General features: G+C 68.4%; 17 protein-coding genes. 16 read left to right on the forward strand and 1 reads right to left on the reverse strand.

The annotated features are described in order from the left end of the window. Window positions 1-54 precede the first annotated feature (54 nt). The 11 genes from WS96_RS24450 to WS96_RS24500 all read left to right on the forward strand — a co-directional run bounded on the left by WS96_RS24450 (window position 55) and on the right by WS96_RS24500 (window position 9,684). Window positions 55-1,866 carry a putative porin gene (locus WS96_RS24450; RefSeq protein ID WP_059836016.1) on the forward strand — a complete coding sequence of 604 codons (1,812 nt, stop codon included), beginning with the start codon at window positions 55-57 and terminating at the stop codon, window positions 1,864-1,866. Window positions 1,867-1,878: 12 nt separating this feature from the next. Further along, window positions 1,879-2,556: a hypothetical protein gene (locus tag WS96_RS24455; RefSeq protein ID WP_059836018.1), complete on the forward strand. Its 678-nt coding sequence runs from the start codon at window positions 1,879-1,881 to the stop codon at window positions 2,554-2,556. A 59-nt stretch (window positions 2,557-2,615) separates the two neighbouring features. Further along, entirely contained in the window at window positions 2,616-3,188 is a 573-nt protein-coding gene (locus tag WS96_RS24460; RefSeq protein ID WP_059836020.1) for a YbjN domain-containing protein, read from the forward strand. Continuing rightward, window positions 3,185-3,604 carry a hypothetical protein gene (locus tag WS96_RS24465; RefSeq protein WP_257128054.1) on the forward strand — a complete coding sequence of 140 codons (420 nt, stop codon included), beginning with the start codon at window positions 3,185-3,187 and terminating at the stop codon, window positions 3,602-3,604. Before WS96_RS24460 ends, WS96_RS24465 begins: the two co-directional genes overlap by 4 nt. 46 nt (window positions 3,605-3,650) lie before the next feature. Continuing rightward, a complete protein-coding gene (locus WS96_RS24470; protein ID WP_059836021.1) occupies window positions 3,651-4,541 on the forward strand; it encodes a peptidylprolyl isomerase in 891 nt (296 codons plus the stop codon). Between the two features lie 8 nt (window positions 4,542-4,549). Next, window positions 4,550-5,485, forward strand: coding sequence for a hypothetical protein (locus WS96_RS24475; protein ID WP_059836023.1), 936 nt, complete (start codon window positions 4,550-4,552; stop codon window positions 5,483-5,485). A 40-nt stretch (window positions 5,486-5,525) separates the two neighbouring features. Continuing rightward, window positions 5,526-5,891, forward strand: a complete 366-nt coding sequence (locus WS96_RS24480; protein WP_059784953.1) for a hypothetical protein — start codon at window positions 5,526-5,528, stop codon at window positions 5,889-5,891. Window positions 5,892-5,994: 103 nt separating this feature from the next. Then, window positions 5,995-7,437 carry a Do family serine endopeptidase gene (locus WS96_RS24485; protein WP_059836475.1) on the forward strand — a complete coding sequence of 481 codons (1,443 nt, stop codon included), beginning with the start codon at window positions 5,995-5,997 and terminating at the stop codon, window positions 7,435-7,437. Further along, complete coding sequence (locus WS96_RS24490; RefSeq protein WP_059836025.1) at window positions 7,434-7,913, forward strand: hypothetical protein; 480 nt, start codon at window positions 7,434-7,436, stop codon at window positions 7,911-7,913. The genes WS96_RS24485 and WS96_RS24490 overlap by 4 nt, the downstream gene beginning before the upstream one ends. 109 nt (window positions 7,914-8,022) lie before the next feature. Then, window positions 8,023-8,502, forward strand: a complete 480-nt coding sequence (gene tecA / locus WS96_RS24495; protein ID WP_059836027.1) for a type 6 secretion system effector deamidase TecA — start codon at window positions 8,023-8,025, stop codon at window positions 8,500-8,502. 288 nt (window positions 8,503-8,790) lie between these two features. After that, window positions 8,791-9,684, forward strand: a complete 894-nt coding sequence (locus WS96_RS24500) for an IclR family transcriptional regulator (protein WP_059836029.1) — start codon at window positions 8,791-8,793, stop codon at window positions 9,682-9,684. Window positions 9,685-9,808: 124 nt separating this feature from the next. On the opposite strand, the gene WS96_RS24505 is transcribed toward WS96_RS24500, so the two are convergent. Then, on the reverse strand, window positions 9,809-10,888 hold the full coding sequence (locus WS96_RS24505) for a porin (RefSeq protein ID WP_059836031.1): 1,080 nt from the start codon (window positions 10,886-10,888) through the stop codon (window positions 9,809-9,811). A gap of 435 nt (window positions 10,889-11,323) precedes the next feature. Here WS96_RS24505 and WS96_RS24510 point away from each other — a divergent pair, with 435 nt between their 5' ends. Genes WS96_RS24510 through WS96_RS24530 form a run of 5 tightly spaced genes read left to right on the forward strand, consistent with a single transcriptional unit; the run spans window position 11,324 to window position 14,404 of the window. Beyond that, the gene (locus WS96_RS24510) at window positions 11,324-11,641 is read left to right on the forward strand and encodes a non-heme iron oxygenase ferredoxin subunit (protein ID WP_006489883.1); all 318 of its coding nucleotides are present in this window, start codon (window positions 11,324-11,326) and stop codon (window positions 11,639-11,641) included. A gap of 1 nt (window position 11,642) precedes the next feature. Beyond that, entirely contained in the window at window positions 11,643-11,954 is a 312-nt protein-coding gene (locus tag WS96_RS24515; protein ID WP_059509035.1) for a recombinase-like helix-turn-helix domain-containing protein, read from the forward strand. 54 nt (window positions 11,955-12,008) lie between these two features. Next, entirely contained in the window at window positions 12,009-13,079 is a 1,071-nt protein-coding gene (locus tag WS96_RS24520) for an aromatic ring-hydroxylating dioxygenase subunit alpha (RefSeq protein ID WP_059783040.1), read from the forward strand. After that, entirely contained in the window at window positions 13,072-13,842 is a 771-nt protein-coding gene (locus WS96_RS24525) for an SDR family oxidoreductase (RefSeq protein ID WP_059836033.1), read from the forward strand. The genes WS96_RS24520 and WS96_RS24525 overlap by 8 nt, the downstream gene beginning before the upstream one ends. 34 nt (window positions 13,843-13,876) lie before the next feature. Further along, window positions 13,877-14,404, forward strand: coding sequence for a cupin domain-containing protein (locus WS96_RS24530; protein WP_034204576.1), 528 nt, complete (start codon window positions 13,877-13,879; stop codon window positions 14,402-14,404). Window positions 14,405-14,410 lie beyond the last annotated feature (6 nt).

Consider the following 14,410-nt stretch of genomic DNA (forward strand, 5'->3'; position numbering starts at 1 on the left):
GTCCGTCGCACGGATGCTGCCGGAAAAGAAACGAAAATTGTTCGGAGTGCTTCGATGATTCGGAAGATGAACGGACGGGGCGGGGTGCCCTGCAACGGCGCGCCGCCCGCGCGCCTGTCGCGCGTCGGCGCGGCGGTGCTGACGCTGGGGCTGACGTGCGCGTCCGTCGCACAGGCGCAATCGCTCGAGGCGCAGGCGGCATCGGGGAAGGCCGCGCCGACGGAAAGCGTGGTGATCAACCTGATCAACCTGCTCGTCAAGCGCGGCGTGCTCACGCAGCAGAATGCGAACGAGCTGATCAGCGAAGCGCGCACCGAGGCCGTGCAGGCGCGCGCCGCGCGCGGGTCGGGCGCACCGGTCGTCGCGGGCGGCGTGGTCAATCCGCCGACGCAGCCGGGCGACGTCGCGGTGCCGTACGTGCCTCAACTCGTGCGCGACCAGATCCGCGACCAGGTGAAGCAGGAAGTGATCGCACAGGCGAAGGCCGAGAACTGGGCGCAGCCGAACACGTTCCCCGACTGGGTGTCGCGGATCAAGCTCGACGGCGACCTGCGCGTGCGCGACGAGTATCACTTCTACGGCAGCCGCAACGCGAACAACGTCACGAACTTCGCGGCGATCAACCAGGGCAACGGGTTCGACATCAACCCGAACACCAACACGACGCAGTTGCCGACGCAGAACACCACGCAGAACCGCAACAACCTGCTGCGCTACCGTGCGCGGCTCGGCGTGACCGCGACGCTGTCCGACGAAATGACGGCCGGCATCCAGCTCGCGAGCGGCAACGACAACGGGCCGGTGTCGACCACGGCCACCGCCGGCGGCGGCTTCGCGAAGAAGAACATCTGGCTGAACAAGGCGTTCTTCGCATACAAGCCGACGCCGTGGCTGAACGTGACGGCCGGCCGCTTCGACAATCCATTCTTCAAGTCGGATCTCGTGTTCGCCGACGACCTGATGATGGACGGGCTCGCCGCGAACCTGCGCCATGCGCTGCCGTGGAATCCGGACGTCACGCTGTTCGGCACGCTCGGCGTGTTCCCGATCCAGTACACGAGCGAGAACTTTCCGTCGAACAGCACCGACAAGGCCGGCAGCGACACGAAATGGATGTTCGGCGCGCAGTTCGGCGCCGACTGGAAGATCGACGCGAAGAACCGGCTGCGCGGCGCGGTCGCGTACTACGACTTCCAGAACATGCGCGGCACGCTGTCGTCGCCGTGCGCGCTGTATCTCGGCGCGACCAACTGCAGCACCGACAACGAGGCGCCCGCGTTCATGCAGGGCGGCAACACGCTGATCGCGCTGCGCAACATCGTGCAAAATCCGAACCTCGCGCCGGGGATGACGCCGCAGCCGCAGCTCTTCGGGCTCGCGTACAACTACCGGCTGCTCGACCTGAAGGCGCAGTGGGATACCGTCGTGGCCGACCGCTTCAAGCTGCGTCTGGACGGCGAATACGTGCGCAACCTCGCGTACAACGACAACAAGGCGTTCGCGGCGGCGTCGCTGCCGGTCAACAACTACGAAGCGACGTCGGTGAATGCGACGCGCGCCGACTATCGCAGCGGCCCGAACGGCTTCCTCGCGAAGGCGACGGTCGGCGAGCCGGAGCCGCGCGAGAAGGGCCAGTGGAATTTCTCGATCGCGTACAAGTACCTGCAGCCGGACGCCGTGCTCGACGCGTTCAACGATCCCGATTTCCATCTCGGCGGCACCAACGCACGCGGCTACGTGATCGGCGCAGCCTATGCGGTCGCGCGCGACACGTGGGTGTCGGCCCGCTACCTGAGCTCGAAGGAAGTGTACGGGCCGCCGGTGTCGATCGACGTGCTGCAGATCGAGCTCAATGCTCGCTTCTGACCGGAGCCGCGCATGAATACGATCACTCGCACGATGCCGGCGGCGGCCGCCGCCGCCGCGCTGCTGTTCGCGGCCGTCGGCGCGCACGCGCAGAGCATCGAGGACAAGCTGCGCAGCCAGCTGCGCTCGACCGTGCAGGAGCTGCGCCAGTTGCAGGACAGCCAGGCGCAGTTGCAGAGCGACAAGGCGGCGGCCGAGAAGCAGCGCGACGATGCGCTCGCACAACTGAAGGCGATGCAGGGCCAGCTTGCAGCGGCGCGCGGCGACTCGGGCGCCGAGGCGGCCGCGAAGCGCGCGCTCGCGCAGGAGCGGGCCGGCCGCGAGCAGGACGCGAGGTCGCTCGCGAAATACAAGGCGTCCTATGAGGACTTGCTCGCCGTGTCGCGCGCCCGCGATGCGCAGCACGCGCAACTTCAGAAGGACGTCGCCGCGCGTGACACGCAACTGAAAACCTGCCAGGCACACAATGCCGAGCTGTATCGCGTCGGGCACGAGATTCTCGATGCGTACGAGCATGTCGGGATCGGCACGTTCCTCGCGTCGAGGCAGCCGTTCGCACAGTCGGCGCGCGTGAAGTACGACGATCTCGCGCAGCGCTACGGCGATGCGTTGTATGCGGGAAAGTACGATCCGGCCGCGCGCGCGACCGCCGCGGCAGCAGCGCCGGCATCGGCGGCGAGCGCGCCGTGAGCGTGCCGCCCGATGCCGCATTGGAATCCATCGATTCATCGAACAGGGAGAACCTCGACATGCAAGACCAGCAACCGAACGCCGGCGCCGAACGCGCGGCACACGACGCGCCGATCGAAGCGATCAGCGCGGACCATCTGGCCGACGTGCTGCGCCGTGCCGGCTATCGCGTGACGGCCGCCGAGCAGAACGGCTCGGTGCAACTGATGAGCGCGAGCCAGGGCATCGGCTTCGCGGTGCGCTTCGGCAACCCTGCGGCGCCGCTCGCGCCGCAGGGCGCCGACACGCCGCTCGCCGCGTTGCCGTACATCGACTACACGCTGTCGTGCGTGCTGCAAGTGCAGGGCGAATTGCCGGCCGAACTCGTCGCGGACTGGAACCGTACCAAGCGCTTCGCGCGTCTCGCGAGCCACGGGCAGTTTCTCGCGCTGGAGATGGACGTCGTCGTCGCGGGCGGCGTGTCCGAGCGCTATCTGCGCTCGACGGTCGAGCTGTGGGATCGGCTGATCCAGGAATTCCTGCTGCACCTGCGCAACCGCCCCGCGATGGCCGAGCAGGAAGCGGCGGCGCGGGCGGCGGCCGGCGAGCCGCGCGCCACGGCCGCCTCCATCGAAGCGGCCGCGCAATCGTGATCGTCGCGCATCGGCTCGGTGCCGCGCTGCGCGCGTTGCTGCCGGGCCGCACGCGAGCCGACGCGACGGCCGCGAGTGACGCGCCTGCCGCGTGGCGCACGTACGCGCAACACGTCGCGCAGTGGCTGCAGGCGGCGCTCGATGGCGACGATGCGGCCGCGGGCCGTCTGCGCGCGGACATCGAACGCTGGGCCGACGCGCGGGCCGATGCCGGCGACGACGGGCCCGTGCTGCCGGTGCGCGCGTGGCTCGACCGGCGCGGGCGGGTGACGCGGATCGACAGCGCGGCGGCCGGTCAGGCTGCGCTCGATGCCGCGCTGCACGCCGCGTTTGCCGGCAGGGAGATCGGCATGGCGCCGCCACGCGGGATGGCGCAACCGCTCGTGCTGCGTGTGGCGCTGACGGACGCACGCTGATACGGCGTCCGTATTTGAAAGAAGCAATCGAGAGGGCAGTCGAACGATGATGACGAAGATGAAGATGCTGGCGATGGTGGCAGGCGCTCTCGCGCTGGGCGCACCGCTCGTGGCATGCGCGCAGGACGACGTGATCGCGAATGCTGCGCAGGCGTCGGTCACGCAGGCCGACATCGCCGGGCTGTTGAAGACCGTGAGCGCGGAAGGGCGCGAGCGTCTCGCGGCCGATCCCGCGGCACTGGACCAGGTCGTGCGTTCGACGCTCGCGCAGAAGGCCGTGCTGGCCGAGGCGAAGTCGAAAGGCTGGGATCGGCAGCCGCAAGTGCAGGCAGCCGTCGAGCAGGCGCAGCGCGAAATCGTCGTGCGCAGCTATCTCGCGTCGGTGAATGCGCCGCCGGCCGACTACCCGTCGGACGCGGAGCTCCAGTCCGCTTACGACAAGAACCGCGCGGCGTTCACGGCGCCGCGTGCGCTGCACGTCGCGCAGATCTATATTGCGGTGCCGCCGAACGCGGATGCCGCGACGCTCGACAAGGCGCGCAAGCAGGCCGCCGATCTCGCGAGCCGCGCGCGCAACGGCGATTTCGCGGCGCTGGCGAAGGCGAATTCGCAGGACAAGGCGAGCGCCGCGAACGGCGGCGATCTCGGTTTCGTGCCCGAGCAGTCGATGGTGCCGGCGGTCCGTCAGGCCGCCGACGCGTTGAAGCCGGGCCAGGTGTCCGCGCCGATCCAGACGCCGGCCGGTTTTCACGTCGTGAAGCTGATCGAGATACGCGCGGCCGCGCCGCGTCCGCTGGCCGACGTGAAGGAGCAACTGCGCGCGATGCTGCGCGCCCAGCGCACGCAGCAGAATGCACAGGCGTATCTCGCGAAGCTGGCCGCGAACGCCCCGATCAACGAAGACGCGCTGAAGAAAGCGCTCGCGTCGGCCCGGTAGGCGCGCTCATGGCCACGCTCCGTTCGACGCCGCGCGTCGAGGCGCCCGACGCGCGTACGCCGGGGCGTCGTCGCGCCGCCGCCGCCTCCGACCGTCCGCGCATGCCGAAGGCGAACCCGTGGCCGGGCCGGCCCGGCGAGTGGCCGACGCATTGTCCGCTGTGCTTCGGCGCGCTGGAGCCGCTGCCCGGCGCGGGCGGCTATGCGCGGCACCGCAGCGCGCGATGTTCCGCGCAGTGCGTGCTCACCACACGCCAGTATCAACCGGAGGAGCCGACGATTCGCGGCTCGCGCGATGTGCAGGTCGCGGCTCGTCATCGGGACCGCTTCATCGCGCAGTGGCCGCGGCATTACGCGCTGATGCGACGCGCGTGGCCCGCGCTCACGATCGGGCGCTTCATCGCGGTGATCTCGTGCGCGGATGTCGCGGATCTCTGGTCGTACCGGACGTTGCGCGACGACGATCTCGCCGCCGTGCTGCTCGTCCTGGCCGGTTTCCTGCGCGTGCCGGATGCGTCGGGCACCGCTGCGTCGGGCGTCCGTATGCCCGGAGCCGGTACGCCCGGAGCCGGTACGCCCGGAGCCGGTATGCCCGGAGCCGGTATGCCGGGTGCCCGTATGCCCGCCGCCGGTACGCCGGCCGACGATGCGCGCCCGCCCGCCGTTCGCTGGGTGCGCTTCTGGTTCGACGCGAGCGTGCGCGACGTCGGCGATCTGTGGACGGCCGGCAGCGACGGGGCGCCGCTGTTTCGCGTCGACTACCGGGAGCCGCTCGTCACGCCGTATCCGACCGGCGCGCAGGTGCACGCGTGGCAGCCGGTCGACGGCATGCGCGAGGCATGGGCGCGGCATGTCGATGCGGGCGAACCGGCCGTCGACGCAGCCGATCGCGCGGCGTTCGGGCGCTTTCTGGCCCGTGCGCCGGCGGCCGGCACGGGAGCATGACGGCATGCGCGCGATGGCGTCGTTACCGATGGAGGCGCGGATGAAGCGGCGACGAAACGGCATCGCGGCGGCGATCGTCTGCCTGCTGCTGGCGGCCGGCGCGCATGCGCAGGGCGGCCGCGCGGCGGCGACCGAGCCCGGCTCGGCCGCGAAGCCGGTGTGCGTCGACGCGGAAGTCGACGGCAAGCGCGCGCTGTCGTACGACTGCCTGAGCGAGCAACTGAAGCCGAAGGCCGAGCCGCAGGCGGGCGCGTCGCAAACGGATTCGGAGCGGCTGTCGAAGCAGCCGTCGAACCGTCTCGGCACGTTCAACCTGTCGACCGAGCGGAATCGCTTCGGCGCGAACTGGGGCAAATCCGTGACGCCGCAACGGCCGAATGCGCCGGTTGCCGTGCCGCCGAAGTGAAGCGCTTGCGCAGCCGCCGCGCGCGAACGGTGCGGCGGACCAACGGTTGGGGAACGGGCATGGGCCGGTGGCGCACCGGCGCGAACCGACGAGGAGCAGCAACGTGAAATCGGGCAAGCACATCGGCAGCGGGGCGGCGCTCGCGGCCGGGCTCGCAGTGACGCTCGCGTGCGCATGCGGCGCGGCCACCGGCGCCGAGCGCGCGGTGCAGGGGGCCGGCGCGCCCACGGTTGCGCTGCCGAACTTCGCGGCGCTCGTGCGGCGCGTCGGGCCGGCGGTCGTCAACATCAGCGTCACGCGCGAAGTCACGCAGATGGGGATCCAGTTGCCGCCCGGCATCGCGCCCGATCATCCGCTCGCGCCGTTTCTCGCGCGGCGCGTGATCGGCAACCGCGAGGAGGTGAGCCTCGGCTCCGGCTTCATCGTGAGCGCGGACGGCGTGATCCTGACCAACCGGCACGTGGTCGGCGACGCGCTCGCCATCGACGTGAAGCTGACCGACAAGCGCCAGTTCAAGGGGCGCGTGATCGGCAGCGATCCCGTATCCGACGTCGCGGTGATCCGCATCGACGCGCACGATCTGCCGGTCGTCGCGACCGGCGACCCGGCGCGCACCGAAGTCGGCGACTGGGTGATGGCCATCGGATCGCCGTACGGGTTCGCGAATACGGTCACGCAGGGCATCGTCAGCGCGAAATCGCGTTCCCTGCCTGGCGAGCAGGCGATTCCGTTCATCCAGACCGACGTGCCGATCAATCCCGGCAATTCGGGCGGCCCGCTGTTCGACCTGAGCGGCCGCGTGATCGCGATCAACTCGATGATTTTTTCGAAGACGGGCGGCTACCAGGGGCTCGCGTTCGCGATTCCGATCGACATCGCGCTCGACGTGAAGGATCAGTTGCTGCGCACCGGCAAGGTCACGCGCGGCCGGCTCGGCGTGGCCTTGCAGGAAGTGAGCCAGGCGCTCGCGCGTTCGTTCGGCCTCGCGAGCCCGGACGGCGCGCTGATCACGATGATCGAGCCGGACGGCCCGGCCGCGCACGCTGGCCTGAAGGCGGGCGACGTCGTGCTCGCGGTCGACGGCAAGCCGGTCGCGGAATCGGCGGATTTGCTCGGCATGGTTGCGGCCATGCGGGCGGGCCGGCAAACCGATCTGCTCGTGTGGCGCGCGGGCCGGGCGATGCACGTGATCGCGACGGTCGGTGCGTTCGACAGCGGCACGGCGTCGGCCGGCGGCGAACAGGGCCCCGCGCGGTTCGGGCTCGCGCTGCGGGCCGCGACGGAGCAGGAGCGTCAGCGGCTCGGCGTCGGCCAGGCCCTCGTCGTCGAACAGGCGAGCGGCCAGGCGGCGCGCGCGGGGTTGCAGCCCGGCGATGCCGTGCTGTCGGTCAACGGCGTGCCGGTCGCGAGCATCGGCGCGCTGATGGCCGGGATCGATGCCGCGCACGGCAACGTCGCGCTGCTGGTGCAGCGCGGCGGCACGCGGCTGTACGTGCCGATCGAGATCGGCCGGGCGGATTCGTCGTCGAAACGGGAGGCGGGATGAAACGCATGGGCAAGCGCGGTGCATCGGGATGGCTGGGTGCGATCGTCGTCGCGTCGGCGCTGGCCGCGGGCGCGGCCCCGGCCGTCGCGCAGACGGCCGACGTGCCGCAAGCGTGGCTCCGCTACGGCCAGCTCGCCGGCCAGCAGTTCCAGACGTGGCTCGAAGCGGATGGCGACGCGGCCGACCGGCTCCACCGCTATCTCGAGACGCGCGTGCTGAACGCGCGCGCCGATGCGCCGCCGCCCGCGATCGTCGTGCGTGCGTGGATTGGCGCGAACGGCGTCGTCACGCGCGTCGAATTCGCGTCGCTCGGCGATCCGGATGCGGACGCGACGCTGCGACAACTGCTGACGGCCGGCCCGCTGAGCGAGCCGCCGCCGCCGGACATGCTGCAGCCGTTGCGCGTGCGCCTGCGGCTCGCGCCCAATCCCGACGCGGCAGCGGCCGCACCGGCGTCGGCGGCGCGCATGCCGTGACGTGCCGGGCCGGGCCGGGCCGGGTAGAGATCGGCGGATATCATAATAAGATATGAAGAGATCGCATCGGCGGGACAATGACGTCCCGCTTTCCTGAGAGGAGCTATCCGTGCAACTGACCCAGTTAGGCGGGCATGTCGCCCAATCCGGCATCGCCGAGCGGCAAAAACACGCGCAAGCGCTGATGTTCGGGATGGCGAACATCGACGAGTACGTATCCGGCGGCGTTTGCTACGACGCTGCGGCGTATGTCCGGTATCTGCTGCGCGCCGACTCGATGATCGCGCCCGGTGTGCTGCTCGACACGATCGGTCAGCTGTGGAAGACGCGCTTCAACTTCGAGACCGGCGATCAATGGGACGGACGCGCGAGCATTCCGGCGGGCACCGCGGTCGGCTTCGCCCGCGGCGCCAATGTCTTTCACGCCGCGATTGCCGTGGGCGGCACCCGGATCCGCGGGATCAACGGCGGCCTGCTCGGCGCCGGATGGCTGCATCCGGTCGATCTGGCACGGGTGCTGCAGCCGGATCCGGCCGGCGGCTTTACGTACGACCGCACGACCATTCGCGTTTATCTGTCGCGCCTGTAGGCCGTCGGGCGTCGAATCTCGCGCCGTTTCCGCCGTGACCCGTCGGCGGCCGCGCGCCGGCGCCGCGCGGCCGCTTTCCCGCCGTTCGGCGATATCCGCATGGCGTCGCGCCGTCCAACGCTGCTATCCTCTCGACCTTGAGTGACGCGTCATCGCGGCGTGGGCGCGCATGCCGCCTCGCGGCGCCGCGCACCGGTGCGAGCCATGCGCGCACTGAGGTAGCATGACCGAATATCCACGACGATCGATGACCTGTTTCGTGACCGACTTCCTTCCGTCCATGTCCACATGGTCAAGACAACGATGAGCGATGCACCCGATCCGGCAGCGCCCGGCGACGACGAGCCGTCCGGCGGCGCGTCGTCGTATCTGGTGCCCGGCCTCGAACGCGGGCTGCGAATCCTCGCCGAATTCTCCGCGCGCGAGCCGGTGCTCGGCGCGCCCGAGCTGTCGAAGCGCATCGGCATTCCGCGCACGACCACGTTCCGCCTGCTGCAGACGCTCGAAGCGCTCGGTTTTCTCGAACGCGTGAACGGCGATCGTTATTTCCGGCTCGGCGTCGGCGTGCTGCGGCTCGGCTTCGAATACCTGAATTCGCTCGAACTGACCGATCTCGGCGCGCCCGTGCTCGAACGGCTGCGCGATTCCACCGGCCTCTCGACGCACCTGCTGATCCGCGACCAGCGTGACGTGGTGTTCGTCGCGAAGGCGCAGAGCAATGCGTCGATGTTCGGTTCGGTGAAGGTGCACGTCGGCACGCGCCTGCCCGCGCATGCGACCGTGCACGGCCACGTGCTGATGGGCGACCTGACGCGCGACGCGTTGCGGCAGCTCTATCCGGAGAAGAAACTCGAACAGTTCACCGAGCGCACGCCCGGCACCGTGGACGAACTGTACGAACGCGTGCGTCATTACGCGCGGCTCGGCTACGCGGTCAGCGAGGCGGCGTTCGAGAGCGGCATTTCGGCCGTGACCGCGCCCGTGCGCGATCACTCGGGCTCCATCGTCGCGGCGATCACCGCGACGGTGCCGCGCTCGGAGATCGGCGACGCCGGCGAGAAGGAGCGGCTCGTCGAAGCCGTGTGCGGCGCGGCGGTCGACCTGTCGCAACGGCTGAACTATCGGCCGCTCGAAAGCGATCCGACGTTCGCGCATGCGCGCCACCGCGTCGCGATGTTCTGATCCGTCCGACACGTCACATCGCGCGGCTTCTCCAATCGCCCGCAGTCCGTCGCCAATGACAAAAGAGCAGCCCGCGGGCTGCTCTTTTCGTTTCCGGCATCGGGGTAACCGCGTCCGCCGTCGCTCAGAACGAGTGGTGGATGCCGGTCAGCACGATCACCTGGTTCGCGGTGCTCGACGTGCCGGCCGTGAAGAACGCGGCCTTGGCGCCACCCGAACCGTGTTCGTAAAGCACGTTCGCATACAACTGCGTGCGCTTCGACAACGCATAGATGTCGCCGAGTTCGACCTGAGTCCAGCGGCGGCCGGCCAGCGTCGTGGTCGCCGCGCCGCCCGCGATCGTGTTGAACGCGCTGCTGCGGTAGTTCACGCCCGCGTCGTAGCTCTGGAACGTGTCGGAAAACCCGTTCGACTGCATCTTCACGCGCGTGTAGAGGCCGTGCACGAGGAAGTCGCCGATCTGGTACGACGCGCCCGCGCCGATGTTCTCGACCTTGTTCGCGAGGTAGCCGTTCGCGGTGTTCTGCCCCTGGAACGACGCGATGCCCGTCTGGCCGATCAGGATCGAGCGGTCGTGCTCGTTCGAGTAGACGGCCGACGCCTTGAACGGCCCGTTCGCATAGTTCAGCGCGACGCCGACCGATTTGCCGGTCGAGAAATTCGTCGTGTTGCCGAGCGCGAGCGTCGCCGCGGCCGAGAAGCCCGCGACGCTCGGCGAACGGTACTTGATCGCGTTGTTGTACGGCACGTTGCCGGTCGCGGCGAGCCCGTCGATGTTGCCCGGGTGGAACGCGTACCAGCTCATCGCGAGGTACGCGGTGCTGAGCGGATCGAGATAGTCGAACGCCAGCGGCGTCTGGCGGCCGAGCGTCAGCGTGCCGTAGCGCTCGGCGCTGAGGCCGACGAACGCCGCGCGGTTCCAGATCGTGTTCGCGGTCGCGAACTGGCCGTTGTTCGTATAGAAGCCGTTCTCCAGCTGGAAGATCGCCGACAGCCCGTTGCCGAGATCTTCCTTGCCTTTCAGGCCCCAGCGATCGGGCTGCGTATTGCCCTGGATCATCGCCCACTTCGCGTGGCCGCCGACGTTGTTCACGTACGCGACACCCGCATCCAGGCTGCCGTACAGCACCACGCTGCTCTGCGCCCACGCGCCCGACGCGGCGCCCATTCCGATGACTGCCGCTGCTACCGCATGCTTGACCATTTTGTCTCCTGACTCTCCAACCTGATGAAAACGTGTTGTGACGGGGCTGCGCAGGGACGGCCGGCCGTCGCGCATGTTCATCGCCGAGCGGGCATTTTTATGTTCCATATAAGGAACAACGTACCTCTAGTGGAATGAAGTATAGAGGTGTCCGGTGCGTGATCAAAAATAAATTTATCGGGCCGGATGAGGTGAGCGCTGATCCGCAACAGGGGCTCGAGAATCCAGAAAAACGGACTTAAATCCCCGCAGCAAAACAAAAAATCACATTTGACGAGATAGGTCTCGACGATCGTCGACCTGCCGGTCGGTGTTTTCCCTAGGACATGCAGCTTTTTGTTTTACTCGAGGAAGCTCGCTCCTATAATCACCATCCATAAACTGTTGTTCCTGATATGGAACAAATCGAGAGTCGATCAGAAGGAAGGGTGCGAGATGTCTGAGCAATGGATTTGCGCCGGTCACGCCGGCGCGCTGTCGGAAGACACGCCGATCGAGTTCAAGCGGACCGACGGCGTGGAAATCGGGATCTACCGCGTCGGCGACGACGTGTATGCGCTCGAGAACGTGTGCCCGCATGCGTACGCGCTGCTGACGCAGGGGTTCGTCGACGAAGGCACGGTCGAATGCCCGCTGCACGAGGCCGTGTTCGACATCAAGACGGGCGAATGCCTGAAGGGGCCGGGCGGACGTGCGCTGAAGCAGTACGCGGTGCGCCTCGCCGGCGAGGAAATCCAGATCAAGGTGGAATGACATGAAAGAAGCGACCGTCAACTTCAATCCCTTCCTGAAGCCGTGGGTGGCGCCGCAGCCGAACAACGTCGCGGGCAAGGGGCAGATCGAGATCCCCGGCCAGGTCGAGAACCAGATCTGGCAGAACCGCAAGGCCGAACCGACCCAGTACGAGAACGACCTCGGCGATGCGCTCGAACGCGTGTTCGAGAGCGGCGCGACCGAGCTGGACGATGTCGTCGCGGGCCTGAACCGCATCGGCTTTCGCGCGCCGGACGGCACCGCGTGGACTGCCGAGCGCTTTCGCGCCGAAATGGCCTCGCTGGCGGAATGAGCGCGCGCGCCGCGTGACCGCCGACCCGACGACAACCGCATCCGGAGTACACTGATGACGTCCCCCGCACAATACGAAGCCCAACGCGACCCGGTCCGCGATTACCTCGACCGCGGCATCAAGAACTACTGGTATCCCGTCGCGCCGAGCTGGCAGGTGTCGAACGCACCCGTCGGCCTCACGCGCCTGTCCGAGCAGATCGTGCTGTGGCGCGATCACGAAGGCAAAGTCCATGCGCTGGAAGATCGCTGCCCGCACCGCGGCGCGCGCCTGTCGCTCGGCTGGAACCTCGGCGGCAACATCGCGTGCTGGTATCACGGCATCGAAGTCGACGGCGGCGGCACGGTCAACCGCGTGCCGGCCGTGTCGAACTGTCCGCTCGAAGGCATGAAGTGCGTGAAGTCGTATCCGGTCGAAGAAAAGGCCGGCGCGATCTTCCTGTGGTTCGGCGACGAAGCGCACGGCGAGCCGGCGCCGCTGAACCTGCCGGAAGAGCTCGTGGCCGACGAGTACGGCCATTTCCTGTGCGTGTCGAACTGGAAGTGCAATTACCAGTACGCGATCGACAACGTGATGGACCCGATGCACGGCGCTTACCTGCACGCGACGTCGCACTCGATGGCCGAAGGCGACAAGCAGGCCGACATGCGCGTGCGCAAGACGGATACGGGCCTGATGTTCGAGAAGATCGGTCAGCGCGACGTGAACTTCGACTGGGTCGAGCTCGGCGAAACCGGCTGCCTGTGGATGCGCCTCGCGATTCCGTACAAGCAGAAGTTCGGCCCCGGCGGCAACTTCGGGATCATCGGCTTCGCGACGCCGGTCGACGGCGATCACTGTCAGGTCTATTTCTGGCGTACCCGCAAGGTCAGCGGCTGGCAGCGCGACGTGTGGCGCTTCATGTACCGCAACCGTCTCGAAGGCTTGCACTGGGACGTGCTCGAACAGGACCGCTACGTCCTCGAAAGCCTCGCGCCGCATGCGCGCGATCACGAATACCTGTACCAGCACGACGTCGGCATCACGCGCGTGCGCCGGATGCTGCGCCAGCGGGCGCAGGAGCATCTGTCCGCGCTCGACGCGCATCGCGCGGCACACGCCGCTTCGGAGCCCGCGAATGGCTGAGCTCGCTCCGGTCGTGGCGCTGCCCGGTCGCCGCGTGCTCGTCACGGGCGGCGCGCGCGGTCTCGGCGCCGCGTTCGTGAAGGCGCTGGTCGAAGCGGGCGCGCAGGTCGCGTTCGGCGACGTGCTGGCGCAAGAGGGCCGCGCGCTGGCCGCGCAGCTCGCACGCGCCGGCCACACCGCGCATTTCTTCGCACTGGATCTCGCCGACCCGGCCAGCATCGACGCATTCGTCGCGCAGGGCGCGGCGGCGCTCGGCGGTATCGACGCGCTGATCAACAACGCGGCGATCACGAACTCGGGCGGCAAGCTGTCGACGGAGCTCGACGTGTCGACGTGGGACGCCGTGATGAACGTGAACGTGCGCGGCGTGTGGCTCGTCAGCAATGCGGCGTTGCCGCACCTTGCGCAGTCGGGGCGCGGCGCGATTGTGAACCTGGCGTCGGACACCGCGTTGTGGGGGGCGCCGAAGCTGCTCGCGTACGTCGCCAGCAAGGGCGCGGTGATCGCGATGACGCATGCGCAGGCACGCGAGTTCGGCGCGCACGGCGTGACGGTCAACGCGATCGCGCCGGGGCTGACCGAAGTCGAGGCGACGGCGTACGTGCCGGCGGAACGCCACGCGTTCTACCTGCAGGGCCGCGCGCTCGCACGCGCGCAGGTGCCCGACGACGTGACGGGCCCCGTGCTGTTCCTGCTGTCGGACGGCGCGCGCTTCGTGACGGGTCAACTGCTGCCGGTGAACGGCGGCTTCGTGATGAATTGAATCGAAGTTTTCACTCGGAATGAAGGAGAGGACGATGGCGGACGCCGATCTCGAACGCAAGTCGTGGGACCAGCCGGAAGGCGCAAGCTTCAACGACTGGATGGAAGGGCGCGTCGCGCGCTACGCGACGCGACGCTACGACTGGGACGCACTGAAGTTCCAGGCCGACTACGACCCGAAGTACCGCCGTGCGCAGATGCGCTATGTCGGCACGGGCGGCACGGGCGTCGCGAAGGACGTCAATACGGTGCCGGCCGGCAACTTCACGTTCTCGACGATGGTCATCCCGGCCGGCAACATCGGGCCGAGCCACATCCATGTCGACGTCGAGGAAATCTTCTTCGTGCTGCGCGGCAAGATGAAGGTGATCTGCGAGCGCGATGGCGAGACGTGGGAAGCGATCCTCGGCGAGCGCGACCTGATCTCGGTGCCGCCGGGCGTGTATCGCACGGAAATCAACATCGGCGAGGAAGACGCGCTGATGTGCGTGATGCTCGGTTCGCCGAAGCCGATCACGCCGACGTATCCGCCCGATTCGCCGCTCGCGAAGATCAAGCGTTGAGACGGA

This window comes from Burkholderia sp. MSMB1835 (assembly GCF_001526365.1).
GTDB lineage: Bacteria > Pseudomonadota > Gammaproteobacteria > Burkholderiales > Burkholderiaceae > Burkholderia.